This window comes from Paraburkholderia madseniana (assembly GCF_009690905.1).
Classification (GTDB): Bacteria; Pseudomonadota; Gammaproteobacteria; order Burkholderiales; family Burkholderiaceae; genus Paraburkholderia; species Paraburkholderia madseniana.
In genome coordinates, this window is record NZ_VOSW01000100.1 from 16,806 (window position 1) to 33,974 (window position 17,169).

Annotated in this window: 17 protein-coding genes; 15 read left to right on the forward strand and 2 right to left on the reverse strand. The window is 61.7% G+C overall.

What is annotated here, in order from left to right:
* The first annotated feature begins 50 nt into the window (after positions 1 to 50).
* From rpsA to cysM, 9 genes are all read left to right on the forward strand, one after another.
* Entirely contained in the window at positions 51 to 1,784 is a 1,734-nt protein-coding gene (gene rpsA / locus FSO04_RS36250; protein WP_063496917.1) for a 30S ribosomal protein S1, read from the forward strand.
* A gap of 104 nt (positions 1,785 to 1,888) precedes the next feature.
* Complete coding sequence (locus FSO04_RS36255; protein ID WP_028200079.1) at positions 1,889 to 2,215, forward strand: integration host factor subunit beta; 327 nt, start codon at positions 1,889 to 1,891, stop codon at positions 2,213 to 2,215.
* 348 nt (positions 2,216 to 2,563) lie between these two features.
* Positions 2,564 to 2,857 (forward strand): LapA family protein, encoded by a 294-nt coding sequence (locus FSO04_RS36260; protein WP_054037219.1) that lies wholly within the window; start codon positions 2,564 to 2,566, stop codon positions 2,855 to 2,857.
* A gap of 69 nt (positions 2,858 to 2,926) precedes the next feature.
* The gene (lapB, locus tag FSO04_RS36265; RefSeq protein ID WP_154566308.1) at positions 2,927 to 4,102 is read left to right on the forward strand and encodes a lipopolysaccharide assembly protein LapB; all 1,176 of its coding nucleotides are present in this window, start codon (positions 2,927 to 2,929) and stop codon (positions 4,100 to 4,102) included.
* Between the two features lie 126 nt (positions 4,103 to 4,228).
* On the forward strand, positions 4,229 to 5,644 hold the full coding sequence (locus FSO04_RS36270) for a UDP-glucose dehydrogenase family protein (RefSeq protein ID WP_154566309.1): 1,416 nt from the start codon (positions 4,229 to 4,231) through the stop codon (positions 5,642 to 5,644).
* Positions 5,598 to 6,605, forward strand: a complete 1,008-nt coding sequence (gene rfaE1, locus FSO04_RS36275; RefSeq protein ID WP_154566310.1) for a D-glycero-beta-D-manno-heptose-7-phosphate kinase — start codon at positions 5,598 to 5,600, stop codon at positions 6,603 to 6,605. Before FSO04_RS36270 ends, rfaE1 begins: the two co-directional genes overlap by 47 nt.
* Before the next feature lie 146 nt (positions 6,606 to 6,751).
* A complete protein-coding gene (rfaD, locus tag FSO04_RS36280) occupies positions 6,752 to 7,744 on the forward strand; it encodes an ADP-glyceromanno-heptose 6-epimerase (RefSeq protein WP_154566311.1) in 993 nt (330 codons plus the stop codon).
* A gap of 77 nt (positions 7,745 to 7,821) precedes the next feature.
* The gene (locus FSO04_RS36285) at positions 7,822 to 8,220 is read left to right on the forward strand and encodes a ComEA family DNA-binding protein (protein WP_154566312.1); all 399 of its coding nucleotides are present in this window, start codon (positions 7,822 to 7,824) and stop codon (positions 8,218 to 8,220) included.
* Between the two features lie 276 nt (positions 8,221 to 8,496).
* Positions 8,497 to 9,399 (forward strand): cysteine synthase CysM, encoded by a 903-nt coding sequence (gene cysM / locus FSO04_RS36290; protein WP_154566313.1) that lies wholly within the window; start codon positions 8,497 to 8,499, stop codon positions 9,397 to 9,399.
* Positions 9,400 to 9,562: 163 nt separating this feature from the next.
* Here cysM and mltB read toward each other — a convergent pair whose 3' ends face one another.
* The gene (gene mltB / locus FSO04_RS36295; protein ID WP_233465106.1) at positions 9,563 to 10,750 is read right to left on the reverse strand and encodes a lytic murein transglycosylase B; all 1,188 of its coding nucleotides are present in this window, start codon (positions 10,748 to 10,750) and stop codon (positions 9,563 to 9,565) included.
* A 242-nt stretch (positions 10,751 to 10,992) separates the two neighbouring features.
* On the opposite strand from mltB, the gene FSO04_RS36300 reads away from it, so the two are divergent.
* Complete coding sequence (locus tag FSO04_RS36300; RefSeq protein WP_154566315.1) at positions 10,993 to 11,916, forward strand: histone deacetylase family protein; 924 nt, start codon at positions 10,993 to 10,995, stop codon at positions 11,914 to 11,916.
* A gap of 63 nt (positions 11,917 to 11,979) precedes the next feature.
* On the forward strand, positions 11,980 to 12,780 hold the full coding sequence (locus tag FSO04_RS36305; protein WP_154566316.1) for an enoyl-CoA hydratase: 801 nt from the start codon (positions 11,980 to 11,982) through the stop codon (positions 12,778 to 12,780).
* A gap of 152 nt (positions 12,781 to 12,932) precedes the next feature.
* Here FSO04_RS36305 and FSO04_RS36310 read toward each other — a convergent pair whose 3' ends face one another.
* The gene (locus FSO04_RS36310; RefSeq protein WP_154566317.1) at positions 12,933 to 13,835 is read right to left on the reverse strand and encodes an alpha/beta hydrolase; all 903 of its coding nucleotides are present in this window, start codon (positions 13,833 to 13,835) and stop codon (positions 12,933 to 12,935) included.
* 251 nt (positions 13,836 to 14,086) lie between these two features.
* Between FSO04_RS36310 and FSO04_RS36315 the strand changes: the two genes are divergently transcribed.
* From FSO04_RS36315 to FSO04_RS36330, 4 genes are all read left to right on the forward strand, one after another.
* Positions 14,087 to 15,121, forward strand: coding sequence for a methionine ABC transporter ATP-binding protein (locus FSO04_RS36315; protein ID WP_154566318.1), 1,035 nt, complete (start codon positions 14,087 to 14,089; stop codon positions 15,119 to 15,121).
* Positions 15,111 to 15,764: a methionine ABC transporter permease gene (locus FSO04_RS36320; protein ID WP_054037200.1), complete on the forward strand. Its 654-nt coding sequence runs from the start codon at positions 15,111 to 15,113 to the stop codon at positions 15,762 to 15,764. The genes FSO04_RS36315 and FSO04_RS36320 overlap by 11 nt, the downstream gene beginning before the upstream one ends.
* A 34-nt stretch (positions 15,765 to 15,798) precedes the next feature.
* Complete coding sequence (locus FSO04_RS36325) at positions 15,799 to 16,599, forward strand: MetQ/NlpA family ABC transporter substrate-binding protein (RefSeq protein WP_154566319.1); 801 nt, start codon at positions 15,799 to 15,801, stop codon at positions 16,597 to 16,599.
* Between the two features lie 248 nt (positions 16,600 to 16,847).
* Positions 16,848 to 17,169: electron transfer flavoprotein subunit beta/FixA family protein (locus tag FSO04_RS36330; RefSeq protein WP_414693502.1), on the forward strand; the 322-nt coding region annotated here is incomplete at its 3' end.

Below are 17,169 nucleotides of genomic sequence, written 5' to 3' on the forward strand. Positions count from 1 at the left end.
ATTCTTGCCGTTGTAGCTGACCGTCCGGCCAGCCGGGCACCGCGAGAACCATGCAAATTTTGATTTTTATGTCCGACCTGCAAACTTCCAACCCGAATACCGAATCTTTTGCGGCTCTGTTCGAAGAGTCGCTGACCAAGCAAGACATGCGCGCTGGCGAGGTGATCTCCGCCGAAGTCGTGCGTGTTGACCACAACTTCGTGGTCGTCAACGCTGGTCTCAAGTCCGAAGCCTACATCCCGCTCGAAGAGTTCCTGAACGACGCGGGCGAGGTAGAAGTGCAGGCGGGCGACTTCGTTTCCGTCGCGATCGACGCGCTGGAAAACGGATATGGCGACACGATCCTGTCGCGCGACAAGGCGAAGCGCCTGGCTTCGTGGCTGTCGCTGGAAAAGGCTCTCGACAACAACGAACTCGTGACCGGCACGATCACGGGCAAGGTCAAGGGCGGCATGACCGTCATGGTCAACGGCATCCGCGCGTTCCTGCCGGGTTCGCTGGTTGACACGCGTCCGGTCAAGGACACGACCCCGTACGAAGGCAAGACGCTGGAATTCCGCGTCATCAAGCTCGACCGCAAGCGTAACAACGTCGTGCTGTCGCGCCGTGCCGTGATCGAAGCGACCCAAGGCGAAGAGCGCGCAAAGCTGCTCGAAACGCTGAAGGAAGGCGCGATCGTGGAAGGCGTGGTGAAGAACATCACCGATTACGGCGCGTTCGTGGACCTCGGCGGTATCGACGGCCTGCTGCACATCACCGACATCGCATGGCGTCGTGTGCGTCACCCGAGCGAAGTTCTGTCGGTTGGCCAGGAAGTCACCGCGAAGATCCTCAAGTTCGACCAAGAGAAGAACCGCGTTTCGCTGGGTATCAAGCAACTGGGCGACGATCCGTGGGAAGGCATCTCGCGCCGTTACCCGTCGGGCACGCGCCTGTTCGGTAAGGTCACCAACATCACCGACTACGGCGCATTCGTCGAAGTCGAATCGGGCATCGAAGGCCTGGTTCACGTGTCGGAAATGGACTGGACGAACAAGAACGTTGCACCGTCGAAGGTTGTTCAGCTGGGCGACGAAGTCGAAGTCATGGTTCTCGAAATCGACGAAGACCGCCGCCGTATCAGCCTCGGCATGAAGCAATGCAAGCCGAACCCGTGGGACGACTTCAGCCGCAACTTCAAGAAGGGCGACAAGCTGCAAGGCGCAATCAAGTCGATCACCGACTTCGGCGTCTTCATCGGTCTGCCGGGCGGCATCGACGGTCTGGTTCACCTGTCGGACCTGTCGTGGAGCGAAACGGGCGAAGAAGCAGTTCGCAAGTACAAGAAGGGCGACGAAGTGGAAGCGATCGTTCTCGGCATCGACGTCGAGAAGGAACGCATTTCGCTGGGCATCAAGCAGCTCGAAGGCGACCCGTTCAGCAACTTCGTTGCAATGAACGACAAGGGTTCGATCGTCGACGGCGTGGTCAAGACGGTGGACGCGAAGGGTGCTGTGGTTACGCTGTCGGCGGAAGTCGAAGGCTACCTGCGTGCTTCGGAAATCGCACAAGACCGCGTGGAAGATGCTCGCAACGTGCTGAAGGAAGGCGACAAGGTCAACGCGATGATCATCAACATCGATCGCAAGTCGCGTGGTATCAACCTGTCGGTCAAGGCCAAGGATTCGGCTGAGCAACAGGAAGCGATCCGCGGCCTGGCTTCGTCGGATTCGAGTTCGGCTGCTACCGGCACGACGAACCTCGGCGCGCTGCTGAAGGCCAAGCTCGACGGTCAGAACCAGTAATTGAGGAACGCCCCTAAACCTGCCGCCTGGCGGCAGGTCCCCCGCGAGGGGGGGTATAACAACACGGGGGTGGCCCGGCGTTTTCTTGCGAGGTCTGCTGCAGTATGACCAAATCGGAATTGGTCGCCCAGCTGGCTACGCGATTTCCGCAACTTGTACTTAAAGATGCGGATTTCGCGGTGAAGACGATGCTTGATGCGATGTCGGAGGCGCTTGCCAACGGTCATCGCATTGAAATTCGCGGCTTCGGCAGCTTCGGCCTTAATCGTCGTCCCTCCCGCGTCGGGCGTAATCCGAAGTCGGGCGAGAAGGTGCTGGTACCTGAGAAGTACGTACCGCATTTCAAGCCGGGCAAGGAATTGCGCGAACGGGTAGATCGACGTTCGGGCGAGCCGCTGAAGGCCGACGAGCCGGATGACGACGACCTGTAAATGCTTCGCTGTGCGGTTCGCAGCATGGCATTGGTAGCGTCAGCGGCCAAAGCCAGACGGCAAAAGACCAGAAAAAGCGCCTTCGGGCGCTTTTTTTTCGTCCGCATCTTTTGTCCGCCTTTCGTCCGTTGTTTCGTCCCTTAAGCCCGGCACATTCCCTAATCGAACACACCTGCCCAAGCATCCTGTTGCGGCAAGGTAAACCTCGCGTAAGTCCTCTATCAGCCAGTTCCTGCCCAGTCGCGAGGGCATCCATTACAATACGGGTCACTTCGGCGCGGGCAACACCGTGGCGCGACGCGTCATCAAGCCGGCGTCACCCCGCAACTGCCGTCAAGAGACCTATTCATGAAATTTATCGTCTGGCTGATCCGTGTGCTGGTGTTCGTGCTCCTGCTGGTGCTCGCTCTCTCCAATACACAAACTGCTACGCTGAATTTCCTCGCTGGTTACGCGTGGTCGGCGCCTTTGATTCTGATCGGCCTCGCGTTCTTCGTGGTGGGGCTGCTGGCCGGGCTGGTGTCGTCAATGCCGGGCATGGTGCGCCTGCGCATGGAGAATGGCCGGCTCAAGCGCGAGTTGCGTGTGGCGCGCGAAGCCCCGGTGGTGGTCGAACAACCGCCTATGCCGCCGCTGATCTAAGTTGTCTTCTGCCGCGCTTCTGAAGCGCGGCTTTCCGCTCCCGCTTTCCCGCACATTTGCATTAATCGCATGGATCTAGACTTCTGGTGGCTGCTTGTCATACCCGTCGCTTTTGCGTTCGGCTGGATGGCTGCGCGCTACGACCTCAAGACGCTGCTGTCCGAAAGCGCCAACCTGCCGCGTTCGTACTTCCGCGGCCTGAATTTCCTGCTCAATGAGCAGCCTGACCAGGCGATCGACGCGTTTATCGAAGTCGTCAAGCTCGACCCGGAAACGATCGAGTTGCACTTTGCGCTGGGGAATCTGTTCCGCCGCCGCGGCGAGACGGACCGCGCGATTCGCGTGCATCAGAACCTGCTGAGCCGCACTGATCTGCCCGTCACCGAGCGCGATCACGCGCTGTACGAACTGGGTCAGGACTTTCTGAAGGCGGGTTTGCTCGACCGCGCCGAAGAGACCTTCCGCTCGCTCGAAACCGGCAACTACGCTTTGGGTGCGCAGCGCGCGCTGCTCACCATCTACCAGATCGAGAAAGACTGGGTTAAGTCGATCGACGTCGCACGCCATCTGGAAACAATGGGCGCCGAGTCGCTCGACAAGGACATCGCGCAGTTTCATTGCGAGCTAGCCCAGGAAGCACTCCAGCAGAAAAATGCAGACGAGGCACGCCGTCAGCTAGGTTTTGCATTGAAGGCGAACCCGACCAACGTACGCGCCACGATCCTGTTCGGCGACGTCGACGCGACGGCCGGCTCGCAAGAGGCAGCTATTACCCAATGGCGGAGAGTCGAGGAACAGAATCCCGCCTACCTGCCGCTTGTCGCGGAAAAGCTGATGAAGGCCTATGAGGTGCTCGGCCGCCCGCAGGATGGCGCCGATCTGCTCATGACGTGGGTCGACCGCTATCCGTCGAACGATCTGCTCGACGTGACCTATCAGCACATTGCGGCGATACGCGGGCCCGACGCCGCGCATGCGCTGGCACGCTCGCAGATGCAGAAATCGCCGAATCTGGCGGGTATGACGCGTCTGCTGGAAGCGCAGGAGGCCGTCGCGGAAGAGCCGCGGAAGAGTGAGCTCGAACTGATGCGTACGCTGATTCGCCAGCGCACCAAAAATCTGCCACGGTATACGTGCCAGAATTGTGGTTTCAGGGCGCGGCTGTTCTACTGGCAGTGTCCGGGTTGCAGCGGCTGGGAAACCTATGCGCCGCGTCGCGTCGAACCGATCACGGCGTCGAACTGATAGCGAATGGAATTGCATAGCCGCGCCGCAACGACGGCGGCCCGCCAGGCGAATTAGGCCGGGTGGGATCATGACGGCCTTGTTCACTACGAGAAACCCTCACCGGAAACCTCTACCGGAAAGCGTATGAAAATCACCATTATCGGCACGGGCTATGTTGGTCTCGTCACCGGCGCGTGCCTCGCCGAAATCGGCCATGACGTCTTCTGTCTCGACGTCGATCCGCGCAAGATCGAAATCCTCAACAACGGCGGCGTGCCGATCCACGAGCCGGGTTTGCTGGAGATCATCGCCCGTACGCGTGCGGCGCGCCGCATCACGTTTTCGACGGATATCGAAGCGAGCGTGGCGCACGGCGAGGTGCAGTTCATCGCTGTCGGCACGCCGCCAGACGAAGACGGTTCGGCCGATCTGCAATACGTGCTCGAAGCAGCGCGCAACATCGGCCGCACAATGAACAGCTTCAAGGTGATCGTCGACAAATCGACGGTGCCGGTCGGCACCGCGCAACGCGTGCGTGCGGTGGTCGAAGAGGAACTGGTCAAACGCGGGCTTGCCAATAGCGAGCAGCACCGCTTCTCGGTGGTGTCGAACCCTGAGTTTCTGAAGGAAGGCGCGGCGGTCGACGACTTCATGCGTCCCGATCGCATCGTGCTCGGCAGTGACGAAGACGAGGCCGGCCTGCGCGCGCGCGAGCTGATGAAGCGTCTGTACGCGCCGTTCAACCGCAATCACGAGCGCACGCTGTACATGGATGTGCGCTCGGCTGAGTTCACGAAATACGCTGCCAATGCGATGCTCGCCACGCGCATCTCGTTCATGAACGAGATGTCGAATCTGGCGGACCGGGTCGGTGCGGATATCGAGGCGGTGCGTCGCGGCATCGGCTCGGACCCGCGCATCGGCTATCACTTCCTGTATGCCGGCGCTGGCTACGGCGGCTCGTGCTTCCCGAAGGACGTGCAGGCGCTGATCCGCGCCGCCAGCGAAAGCGGCCACAATCTGCGCATTCTCGAAGCGGTCGAGGAAGTGAACTACAAGCAGAAAGACGTGTTGGTGCACAAGATCACGGGCAAGCTCGGTGAAGATCTGAGCGGCCGTACGTTCGCCGTGTGGGGCCTCGCGTTCAAGCCGAATACCGACGACATGCGCGAGGCGCCGAGCCGTCGCGTGATCGCTGAATTGCTGGCGCGTGGCGCTCAGGTTCGCGCGTACGATCCGGTGGCGGTGGCCGAAGCGCGCCGCGTGTTCGCTATCGATCTGCACGATGCGCCGGAGCAGCAAGCGCGTCTCACGTTCACGAGCACCCAGGACGAAACGCTCACCGGCGCCGACGCGCTGGTGGTCGTCACCGAATGGAAGGAATTCAAGAGCCCGGATTTCGTGCACCTGAAATCGGTGCTGAAGTCACCGCTGATTTTCGACGGCCGCAATCTGTACGAGCCGGACGCGATGACCGAACTCGGCATCGACTATCACTCGATCGGACGACCTTATGCCCAGCCCTCTGAATTTCCGGCCGATGTCTCCAGCAATGCCTGAGGCCGCTCAGTCCACACCCACGTCCGCACTGACCATGGTGCCGCGCGAACGCCTTGGCGCGGCGCGCGTGCTGGTGGTCGGCGACGTGATGCTCGATCGCTACTGGTTCGGCGACGTGAACCGTATTTCGCCGGAAGCGCCGGTGCCGGTCGTGCATGTGCAGCGCCAGGAAGACCGCCTCGGCGGCGCCGCGAACGTGGCGCGCAATGCGGTGGCGCTCGGCGCGCAAGCGGGTTTGCTGTGCGTGGTCGGCCATGACGAGCCCGGCGAGCGCATCGTGCAACTACTCGCCGAAAGCGGGGTGGCGCCGCATCTGGAACGCGATCCGGATTTGCTCACCACCATCAAACTGCGCGTGCTGTCGCGTCAGCAGCAGTTGCTGCGCGTCGACTTCGAAAACTCGCCCGCGCACGAAGTGTTGCTCGCGGGCCTTGCGCGTTTCGACGACCTGCTGCCGTCGCACGACGTGATCCTGATGTCCGATTACGCGAAGGGCGGTCTCACGCACGTCACGCAGATGATCGCCAAGGCGCATACGGCGGGTAAGCCGGTGCTGGTCGATCCGAAGGGCGACGACTGGGAGCGCTATCGCGGCGCCACGCTGATCACGCCGAATCGCGCCGAGTTGCGCGAGGTGGTCGGTCAGTGGAAATCCGAAGAGGATCTGATCGCGCGCGTGACCAAACTGCGTGCCGATCTCGAGTTCAAGGCGCTGCTGCTGACGCGTTCGGAAGAGGGCATGACGCTCTTCGCCGACGACGGCATCCTGCATACATCGGCCGTTGCACGCGAAGTGTATGATGTATCGGGCGCGGGCGACACCGTGATCGCCACGCTCGCCGCCATGCTCGGCGCGGGTCTTACGCTGGTCGAGGCGGTCGGGCTCGCGAATCGCGCAGCCGGCATCGTGGTCGGCAAACTCGGTACCGCCACCGTCACCTACGACGAACTTTTTCATTGATGCAGCCCCGCCGGGTCCCCTTCTTTGTGCTTTAGTTTCAGCGGGGGCAAAAGAGGAACCCGCGAGGCGTCAACTGAGCTGTCGATCGGAGTTGGTGCAAAGCACTTACTCCGATCCCATGCAAAGCCCATTACTGCAGGATCATCATGACCCTCATCGTCACCGGCGCGGCCGGCTTTATCGGCAGCAATCTCGTGAAGGCGCTCAATGAGCGCGGTGAACAACGCATCATCGCGGTCGATAACCTCACGCGTGCGGACAAGTTCAAGAATCTCGTCGACTGCGAGATCGACGACTATCTCGACAAGACCGAATTCGTCGAACGCTTCAAGCGTGGCGATTTCGGCAAAGTGCGCGCGATTTTCCACGAAGGCGCCTGCTCGGACACGATGGAAACCGACGGCCGCTACATGATGGACAACAACTTCCGCTATAGCCGCGAAGTGCTCGACGTCTGTCTCGCGCAGAATATCCAGTTTCTGTATGCGTCCTCGGCGGCCACGTATGGCGGTTCGAGCCGCTTCGTCGAAGAGCGCGAAGTCGAGCAGCCGCTGAACGTGTACGGCTATTCGAAATTTCTGTTCGACCAGGTGATTCGCCGCGTGCTGCCCACCGCGAAGAGCCAGATTGCCGGCTTCCGCTATTTCAACGTCTACGGGCCGCGCGAGACGCACAAGGCGCGCATGGCGTCTGTCGCGTTTCACAACTTCAACCAGTTCCGCGCGGAAGGCAAGGTCAAGCTGTTCGGCGAATACAACGGCTATGCCGCCGGCGAGCAGACGCGCGACTTCGTCTCCGTCGAAGACGTGGTGAAGGTCAACCTGTTTTTCTTCGACAATCCGGACAAGTCGGGCATCTTCAACCTGGGCAGTGGCCGTGCGCAGCCGTTCAACGACATCGCGAGCACGGTGGTCAACACGCTGCGTACGTTGAACAACGAGCCGCCCTTGTCGCTCGCGGAGCAGGTGCAGCGCGGGCTGATCGAATATATTCCGTTCCCCGATGCATTGCGCGGCAAGTACCAGTGCTTCACGCAGGCCGACCAGACCAAGCTGCGTGCCGTCGGCTACGACGCGCCGTTTTTGAGCGTGCAGGAAGGTGTCGATCGCTACGTACGTTGGCTATTCGGCCAGGTGTAAATCTTTCGGATACCTCTTTAAACTGGAATCTCCCGGTTGGTGATGGTCGCCAACCGGTTGTACGAGGGAGATTCCATATGTTTCGAAAAATTCTGGTTACCGCGGCCATGCTGGCCGCTTTCGGCCACGCGTATGCGGCGGTCGACGTCAACACGGCTAACGAGGATGCGCTGCGCGGCATCAAGGGCATCGGTCCTGCCAAAGCGAAAGCCATTCTCGACGAGCGTGCAGCGCATGGTCCATTCAAGGACCCGGCCGATCTCGGCAAGCGCGTCAAAGGCATGGGCGGGCATACCGTCGAGCGCCTGCAGGCGGAGGGTCTCGCTGTCGGTCCGGCTGGCGCGGCTGCTAACCCGCAGGCTGCGGCGTCTGCACAAAGCAAAGGCGCGGCCGCTGCGGGCAATGGCGCCAACGCGGCTAACTCGACTAGCGCGGCCGCAACCCCAAAGAACGCCACTGTGGCGGTGAAGAAATAGCCTGACGCGGGCCGTGCGCGCGAGGCGGGTCACCTCTCTCGCGCCCAGTCCGTTACCGTCGTTCCCCTTCATGGTCGGAGTGGGTAAGAACACTCCTTTAGCTGTCATGCAGATGACTGGCTCCCGCGGTTCTCAGCCGCGGGCTTTTTGCGTTGCGCGCGCTCGTCCGCCAGCACCTGCATCCATTCGGGCAGAAGGGCCGCACGGCAGCCGTGCGCACGGTGGTTTAGAATCGATGGATTGAAGACTCCGCGCATCGACAGCACCAGACCCGATATGGCTTACAAAACGATTGAAGATACGATCGGCAATACGCCGCTCGTGCAACTCGTCCGGCTCCCTGACGACGAGATCCGCAGCCGCAATAACGTGATCCTTGCGAAGCTCGAGGGCAACAATCCTGCGGGCTCGGTGAAGGACCGTCCGGCGCTGTCGATGATCAAGAAGGCGGAAGCGCGTGGACGCATCAAGCCGGGCGATACGCTGATCGAATCGACCAGCGGCAATACCGGCATCGCCTTGGCGATGGCTGCGGCGATCCGCGGCTACAAGATGGTGCTGATCATGCCGGAAGACCTGTCGGTGGAGCGCCGTCAGAGCATGGCCGCGTACGGCGCGCAGATCGTGCTGACACCGGTGACGGGCGGCATGGAATACGCGCGCGATCTGGCCGAACAGATGCAGCGCGAAGGCAAGGGCATCATCCTCGACCAGTTCGCGAACCCGGACAATCCGGCCTCGCACGTCGAAGGTACCGGTCCGGAAATCTGGCGCGACACCGAAGGGCGCATCACGCACTTCGTCTCGTCGATGGGCACGACCGGCACGATCATGGGCGTGTCCACCTATCTGAAGGAACAGAATCAGGCGATCGAGATCATCGGCGCGCAGCCGGAAGAGGGTTCGCGCATTCCGGGCATTCGCAAATGGCCGGAAGCCTATCTGCCGAAGATTTTCGATCGTAGCCGTGTGGACCGCGTCGAGAACGTGAGCCAGGCCGCAGCCGAAGCGATGGCGCGGCGTATGGCCTCGGTCGAAGGAATCTTCGCCGGCATCTCGTCGGGCGGGGCCTGTGAAGTGGCGTTGCGTGTCGCGCGTCAGGTCGAGAATGCGACGATCGTGTTTATCGTTTGCGATCGGGGTGACCGGTATCTGTCGACGGGTGTGTTCCCGGCTTGATTGCGCTGCGGCGCATTGGGCGGCCCTCAAAACGAGTTGGTCAATGCGAGTTGGTCAATGAAAAAGCGCCGGGCTAACCGGCGCTTTTTTATGTCGCTTGCTACCCGTTCGTGACGCGGTGAGTGTCTGGCAACCGAGTGCCTGACAACCGCCGCCGCTCAGCTCATTGCGAGGCCGCGACCGGCGGCGCAGCATTGCTGCTGGCGTTCGCCGCGTCGCTTGCTTCCATCTGAGCCTTGACCCGCTCGCCCAATTGATAAACCGCCAGTGCGTAGAAGAAACTGCGGTTATAGCGCGTGAGGACATAGAAGTTCTTCAGGCCCAGCATGTACTCGGTGCCACGCCCCGGCGACGGCAGATCCACCACGGTCACCGGCGTGCCGGCTTCCGTCGCGATATCGACGCCCGGCTCGTTCAGCAGCAGTCCGGCACGGAGCAATTGATCCAGTGGCCAATGCGGCTCCGGCTTACCGTCGGCGGCCGCTTGCGCTACGCCCAGGCTGCCGGCGTCCGTACCGATCTTCCACACCACCGGCCGGCCGTTTTCCCAGCCGTTCTGGCGCAGATAATTCGCCACGCTGCCGATCGCATCCGCCTGGCTTGTGCGCAGATCGATCTGCTTGTTGCCGTCGTAGCTCACCGCGTATTGCACGATGCTGCTCGGCAGAAACTGCGGAATGCCGATCGCGCCGGTGTAGGAGCCGAGCACGGTGGTCGGATCGATTTGCGAATCGCGCGTCCAGACCAGGTAATCTTCAAGATTCTTGCGGAAGGTCGCCTGGCGATCCGCGCGATTGGCGGTGTTCGGATAGTCGAAACTGAGCGTGGTCAGCGCGTCGAGCACGCGGAAGTTGCCCATGAAGCGCCCATAGATCGTCTCCACGCCGATGATGCCGACGATCACTTCCGGCGGCACGCCGAACTCTTCATAGGCGCGTTGCAGCGTGGCCTGGTTGGCGCGCCAGAAGCGCACGCCGGCGTTGATGCGCACCTGGTCGAGAAAGCGCGACTGATACACGCGCCAGTTCTTGATCGTCGGGGAGGGCGACGGTGTGACGAGCTTGACCGCGGTAGCCGAATAGCTCACGCGAGCGAACAACGCATGCAATGCGGCTTCGTCGAAGTCATAGCGCGCGGACATGTCGCTGATGAACGCGTCGACATTCGGGTTATTCGCGTAGCGCTGCGGGATGATCTCTTCTTCGAAGGTTTGCCCTTGCGGCACTGCCGGTTGCGGTTGGCTTTGCGCGAGCAGCACCGGCGGCTTTTTCGCGGCGCTTTGCGCCATCGCCGGACTGGTTGCCATGAACATGCACGATGCGACGGACAGTGCGGCGGCTAGGGTCTTCATGCGTAGCCGGTTTCGTGCAGACAGAGCAAGCTTGACGGTCATAGTGAGCTAGGGGCGCAGTGCGAAAGAGACAGGGGGAAACGGACAGGGCAGTATACCCGACGCTTTCTGCAAAACTGTGCCCAGCGCGTCACAGTCGCATGGTGTGGTAACTTGGCAAATGTTGGCGCGCCCAGTGTGTGCGCCCATGGACGGAGACACGCCGCGCGCGCTGAGAAAGCGCCGCGCCGCAGACGAGAATCATGGCAACAGCCTTTTATTCCCACGCAGATTGTTTGCTGCACGATATGGGGCAATGGCATCCCGAATGCCCGGCGCGCCTGCAGGCAATCGAAGATCAATTGATCGCGAGCCGCATCGACTCGCTGATCGAGCGCGAGTCGCCGCCGCTCGCCGATGAAGCCGCGCTGTTGCGCGTGCATACGCAAGCCCACATCGATTACGTCCGCAGCAAGTCGCCCGTGGAAGGTCTTGCCGAAATCGATCCCGACACGTCCATGAACCCGCACACGTTGCAGGCCGCGTTGCGCGCGGCTGGCGCTGCGGTGGCCGCGACCGACGCCGTGATCGAAGGCCGCTACGACAACGCGTTCTGCAGCGTGCGCCCGCCGGGCCACCATGCGGAGCCGGCGCGTGCAATGGGCTTCTGCTTTTTCAACAACGTCGCGATCGCCGCGCGTCACGCACTTGAAGTGCATGGCATGCAGCGCGTGGCGATCATCGATTTCGACGTCCATCACGGTAACGGCACCGAAGCAGCCTTTTCGGGCGATTCGCGCGTGCTGATGTGCAGCATCTTCCAGCACCCGTTCTATCCGTTCAGCGGCGCTGACAATCAGGCGCCCAACATGTGCAATGTGCCGATGCCGGCACGCTCGAAAGGCATGGCGGTGCGCGAGGCGGTCGACATGATGTGGCTGCCGCGCCTGCATGAATTCAAGCCGGAGATGATCTTCATCTCGGCCGGCTTTGATGCGCATCGAGAGGACGATCTTGGCAACATGGGCCTCGTCGAAGACGACTACGCATGGATCACCGATCAGGTGCGCGAGATCGCGAAGCGCTATGCGCAGGGACGGATCGTCAGTTGTCTCGAGGGCGGGTACAACCTGTCGGCGCTGGGGCGCAGCGTGGTGGCGCACGTGCGCTCGCTGGCCGGGATCTGAGTTGTCACGCGACAAAAGCTGCGCGAACGTCGTGAAATGCACGAATTCAACGAGGAGCGAGCCATGAATGCCGAGGTGCGCAGTGCGTCGCTGGTCGAAATCGAACACGACGCCTACGGCGTGCCGGGTGTCGTCCGTTTGACGATGAACCGGCCCGATGCCTTCAACGCGCTCTCCGAAGCCTTGCTCGACGAATTGCAGTCGACGCTGACGGCGCTGGCGGACTCCAACGCGCGGGTGGTGGTGATCGCCGGCGCCGGTCGCGCGTTCTGCGCGGGGCACGATCTGAAGGAAATGCGCGCGGCGCCGTCGCTGGCTTACTACCAGGCCTTGTTCGCGCGCTGCACGAAACTGATGTTGACGATCCAGCGCTTGCCGCAACCGGTGATCGCGCGTGTGCACGGCATCGCCACGGCGGCCGGCTGCCAACTGGTCGCGATGTGTGATCTGGCAGTCGCTGCCGACACCGCGCGCTTTGCCGTCTCGGGTGTCAATCTGGGTCTTTTCTGCGCGACGCCTTCGGTGCCGCTGTCGCGCAATCTGTCGCGCAAGGCGGCGCTCGAAATGCTGCTCACCGGCGATTTCATCGACGCTCTCCAGGCGAAGCAGCAGGGACTGGTGAATCGCATTGCGCCGGCGGACGCGCTCGATGCAGAGGTCGCGCGGCTCACGAAGAGCATCTGCGCGAAACCCGTCGAAGCGGTGAGCGCCGGCAAGGGGCTGTTCTATCGCCAGCTCGAAATGGGGATCGAAGCAGCGTACCAGTTAGCCGGCCAGACCATGGCTTGCAACATGATGGACGACTCCGCGCTCGAAGGCGTGCAGGCGTTCATCGACAAACGGGCGCCTGACTGGAAGCGCTAGCCGGGCTGGGCCGTTCTTGTCGAAGTCCGCCCCCGTATCACTCGTCCAGATACTTGAGCGTTCTAAATGCCGGCCAATGCTGAAACTTGGAGCGTCGTCCTCGCGTCGACCCACTGAACTCCGTTTGTCCATGTCGACACGCCGTCCGGCGCTCAGGTTTTTGGCAAACGCTTTTCGATCCAATCGATCAGTGCGCCGATCACCCGATCCCGGTCGAGATCGTTCATCGTCTCGTGGTAGCTGTCTTTGTGCATCGTGAGCGTTTTGTCCGGCGAACCCGCATGCGCGCCGAAATCACGGCTGCCTTCGGGCTCGGTGAGCTTGTCGGCAGTGCCGTGATACACCAGCAGCGGCACGCGTAGTCCCGCACGGCCGCGTTCGATGCGCGCCATCGCCAGCAACAACTCCGCGCCTGTGCGCGCCGGAATCGCGCCGTGATGAACCAGCGGATCATTGCGATTGGCGTTCACCACCGTTTGAAGACGCGAAAGCAAAGCCGCGTCGATTTTCATCGCCGGGAAGGTCGGCCAGATGCGGCTGATCACCTGGCTCACCTTGAGCATCCAGCGCGGCACATCGCGGCCGGGCGCGAGCGCGGGGCTCGACAGGATCAGACCGCTTAGCCGACGCCCGCTTGCCTCGAGTCGCTCGATCGCGTAAAGCGCAGCAACTGCGCCGCCCATGCTGTGGCCCATCAGGAACAGCGGTGCACAACTGGTTGCCGCTTCATTGAGCAAGGCCTGTGCGTCGAGCAGATAGTCGTCAAACCGGTCGACCCACACGCGTTTGCCCGGCGCATGCCCATGTCCGCGCAAATCGATAGCGACGAGTTCGATGCCGGCCGAGTTCAGCCGATCCGCCAGTGCTGCGTAACGCCCGGCGTGCTCCGCGAGCCCGTGCACCAGCGCGACCGTGCCGCGCAGCGGTGTCGTGGCGGGCCAGCGATACAACGGCAGTTCGATGCCGTCGCTCGTCGCGACCGTGGAGCGCAGCGCGGCGCCGCCTTTTGGCGCGGCCGCTGCGGGACGCACATTGCCGGATCGGGTTGTTTCCATAGCTGCCGTTTATCCTGGATGGGGCCTGATTTCGATTCGCCCGATCATAGTCGCAGCAGGTGCGCACGCGCGAGCATCTCGCGCCGGGCACGCCTCTAATGCTCTGTGGTTATGAAAAGATCGAAATTGATTATTAAAGGGAATGACGACGCTGCGGTAGAATTGCGGCCTCAAATCCCAATAAAAGCAACGGCGGCCGCTTGTCGGGAGCGCATAACGCTCGTTGGCAAACTCCGCCGTTTCGTTTTTCCATGATCGAAATACGCAATATCTCTCAGCGGTTCGCCGGACCCCGGGGCTGGGTCGAAGCGCTGCATAACGTCAATCTGTCGATTCCGGCGGGTGAGGTGTTCGGCATCATCGGCCGCAGCGGCGCGGGCAAGAGTACGCTCGTGCGCACCATCAACCTGCTGACGCGCCCGAGCGAAGGCAACATCGTCGTCAGCGGCCGTGATCTGACGACGCTGCCCGCCGCGCAGTTGCGCGAGGCGCGTCGCGAAATCGGCATGATCTTCCAGCACTTCAACCTGCTGTCGTCGCGCACGGTTTACGAGAACGTGGCGTTGCCGCTCGAACTCGCCGGCATGAAGCGCGACGAGATCGAGGCGAACGTGCTGCCGCTGCTCGAACTGGTCGGCCTGTCGGCGCAGAAGGATCGTTATCCGGCGCAGATCAGCGGCGGGCAGAAGCAACGTGTGGGTATCGCGCGTGCGTTGGCGAGCAAGCCGAAGGTGCTGCTCTCCGACGAAGCGACGTCGGCGCTCGATCCCGAAACCACGCGCTCGATCCTCGATCTGCTCAAGCGCATCAATCGCGAACTGAACCTGACGATTGTGCTGATCACGCACCAGATGGACGTGATCAAGCAGGTCTGCGACCGCGTCGCGGTGCTGGATGCCGGCCGTGTGGTCGAAGAGGGCAAGGTCATCGACGTGTTCCTGCAACCGCATCATGAAGTGACGCGCGCGCTGATCGGCGACGTGATCGCACAGGAACTGCCGCCCGCGATGAAGGCACGCGTGGCCGAACGCCTGAAGACCGGCAGCGGCCATTTGTTGCGCCTGGCGTTCACCGGTTCGGGTGTCGATCAGCCGATCCTGTCGGAAACGATTCGCCGCTACGAACTCGACTTCAACATCCTGCATGGCCAAATCGACGAGATCCAGGGGCAGGCGTTCGGCTCGCTCGCGGTGCTCGCGGGCGGCGAACCGGCGAAGGTCGCACAGGCGCTGACCTATCTGCGCGAACAGGGTGTTGTGGTAGAGGAGCTGTCGTATGTTGAGTGAAATGTTCGATATGTTCGTCCAGTCGTTCTGGGAAACGCTTGTGATGGTGGGCATCTCCGGACTGGTCGGCGCAGCGGTCGGTTTGCCGCTGGGCGTGCTGCTGTATCTGACGGACCGTCAGGGCGTGTTGCAGAACATCGCCGTGAATCGCGTAATGGGCGTGATCGTCAATGCCGTGCGTTCCACGCCGTTCATCATCTTGCTGGTCGCCGTGATTCCGTTCACGCGTCTCGTGGTGGGTTCGTCGATCGGTACGGCTGCGGCCGTGGTGCCGCTGACGATCGCCGCGGCGCCGTTCATTGCGCGTCTGGTCGAAACCGCGCTGCGCGAAGTCGATCGCGGTCTGATCGAAGCGGCGCAGGCGATGGGCGCGACCACCAGCCAGATCGTTTTCAAGGTGCTGTTGCCGGAGTCACTGCCGGGTGTGGTCGCCGGTTTGACGATCACGTTTGTCTCGCTGGTCGGCTACTCGGCGATGGCTGGTGCGATCGGCGGCGGCGGGCTCGGCGATCTGGGCATTCGTTACGGGTATCAGCGTTTCTTGCCGGAAGTGATGGTGACGGTCGTGGTGATCCTGATCGTCTTCGTGCAACTGGTGCAGTCGTTCGGGGATTGGCTCGTGCGTCGTTTGAGCCATAAGTAAACAACAGAATCGATAGATTCGGAAAAGGTCCATCATGCAACGTCGTTTCGTTCTCAAGCTGGCCGCCACACTCGGCGCCGCGTCGCTGTTCGCTGCCGCCACCACGGCTCACGCTGAAGACACGATCAAGGTCGGCGTCACCGGCGGCCCGCACGCGCAGATCATGGAAGTCGTGAAGACGGTCGCGGCGAAGAACGGTCTGAACATCAAGATCGTCGAGTTCTCCGACTACGTGCAGCCGAACGCGGCGCTCGCCGGTGGCGACCTGGACGCAAACAGCTACCAGCATGACCCGTACTTGCAGGCCCAGGTGAAGGACCGCGGCTACAAGCTGATTCGTGTTGCCGATACGGTCACGTACCCGATGGGCATCTATTCGAAGAAGGTGAAGACGCTGGCTGAATTGCAGCCGGGCGCGAAGATCGCCGTGCCGAACGATCCGACCAATGGCGGCCGGGCACTCCTGTTGCTGCAGAAGCAAGGTCTGCTGAAGCTGCGCGCGGACGCGGGTCTCAAGGCGACGCCGCTCGATGTCGTCGACAACCCGAAGAAGCTGAAGATCGTCGAACTCGACGCAGCGCAGATCCCGCGCTCGCTGAACGACGTGGACGCCGCCGCGATCAATACGAACTTTGCGATGGAAGCGGGTTTGAAGCCCAAGCAGGACGCCATCGCGATCGAAGACCCGAAGGGTCCGTACGTGAACATCATCGCAATCCGCGAAGCTGACAAGAGCAAGCCGTGGGTTGCGAAGCTGGTCGCGGCGTATCATTCGCCGGAAGTGAAGCAGTTTGTCGAAAGCAAGTTTGGTGGGGCGGTGATCACCGCCTGGTGATTCGACGGCCGTTTTTCGGCCGTTTCGCCTGACAAGACACGACGGCAATGCAAAATTAGAGTCGTAGGTCTTAACCCGGGGTTGTCTCCCGGGTTTTTTCGAGATTAAAATAGAACGATCGTTCGTTATTGCCGTCACGCCGCTGAGGAGCGATATCCTTCTGCTAGAGCGCCCGCGACAAGGCTGCCATGAGGGCAGTCGCTATAATGTTCGTTGGGTTGACGTATTCGTAACTTTGGAGCGTGTGCATGAAAATCCTGGTGCCAGTCAAGAGAGTGGTCGATTACAACGTGAAAGTCCGGGTGAAATCGGACGGCACGGGCGTCGACATCGCGAACGTGAAAATGTCGATGAATCCGTTCGACGAAATCGCGGTTGAAGAAGCCGTTCGTCTGCGCGAAGCGGGCGTGGCGACCGAAGTGATCGCCGTGTCGGCCGGTGTGACGCAAGCGCAGGAAACGCTGCGCACGGCGCTGGCAATCGGCGCGGACCGTGCGATCCTGATCGAGTCGGGCGAAGAACTGCAGCCGCTGGCGGTCGCCAAGCTGCTCAAGGCGCTGGTCGACAAGG

Excerpts from the sequence above, each read along its gene's own strand:
- rpsA (WP_063496917.1), top strand. The coding sequence starts at position 51 with ATGCAAATTTTGATTTTTATGTCCGACCTGCAAACTTCCAACCCGAAT.
- FSO04_RS36255 (WP_028200079.1), top strand. The coding sequence starts at position 1,889 with ATGACCAAATCGGAATTGGTCGCCCAGCTGGCTACGCGATTTCCGCAA.
- FSO04_RS36260 (WP_054037219.1), top strand. The coding sequence starts at position 2,564 with ATGAAATTTATCGTCTGGCTGATCCGTGTGCTGGTGTTCGTGCTCCTG.
- lapB (WP_154566308.1), top strand. The coding sequence starts at position 2,927 with ATGGATCTAGACTTCTGGTGGCTGCTTGTCATACCCGTCGCTTTTGCG.
- FSO04_RS36270 (WP_154566309.1), top strand. The coding sequence starts at position 4,229 with ATGAAAATCACCATTATCGGCACGGGCTATGTTGGTCTCGTCACCGGC.
- rfaE1 (WP_154566310.1), top strand. The coding sequence starts at position 5,598 with ATGCCCAGCCCTCTGAATTTCCGGCCGATGTCTCCAGCAATGCCTGAG.
- rfaD (WP_154566311.1), top strand. The coding sequence starts at position 6,752 with ATGACCCTCATCGTCACCGGCGCGGCCGGCTTTATCGGCAGCAATCTC.
- FSO04_RS36285 (WP_154566312.1), top strand. The coding sequence starts at position 7,822 with ATGTTTCGAAAAATTCTGGTTACCGCGGCCATGCTGGCCGCTTTCGGC.
- cysM (WP_154566313.1), top strand. The coding sequence starts at position 8,497 with ATGGCTTACAAAACGATTGAAGATACGATCGGCAATACGCCGCTCGTG.
- mltB (WP_233465106.1), bottom strand. The coding sequence starts at position 10,750 with ATGAAGACCCTAGCCGCCGCACTGTCCGTCGCATCGTGCATGTTCATG.
- FSO04_RS36300 (WP_154566315.1), top strand. The coding sequence starts at position 10,993 with ATGGCAACAGCCTTTTATTCCCACGCAGATTGTTTGCTGCACGATATG.
- FSO04_RS36305 (WP_154566316.1), top strand. The coding sequence starts at position 11,980 with ATGAATGCCGAGGTGCGCAGTGCGTCGCTGGTCGAAATCGAACACGAC.
- FSO04_RS36310 (WP_154566317.1), bottom strand. The coding sequence starts at position 13,835 with ATGGAAACAACCCGATCCGGCAATGTGCGTCCCGCAGCGGCCGCGCCA.
- FSO04_RS36315 (WP_154566318.1), top strand. The coding sequence starts at position 14,087 with ATGATCGAAATACGCAATATCTCTCAGCGGTTCGCCGGACCCCGGGGC.
- FSO04_RS36320 (WP_054037200.1), top strand. The coding sequence starts at position 15,111 with ATGTTGAGTGAAATGTTCGATATGTTCGTCCAGTCGTTCTGGGAAACG.
- FSO04_RS36325 (WP_154566319.1), top strand. The coding sequence starts at position 15,799 with ATGCAACGTCGTTTCGTTCTCAAGCTGGCCGCCACACTCGGCGCCGCG.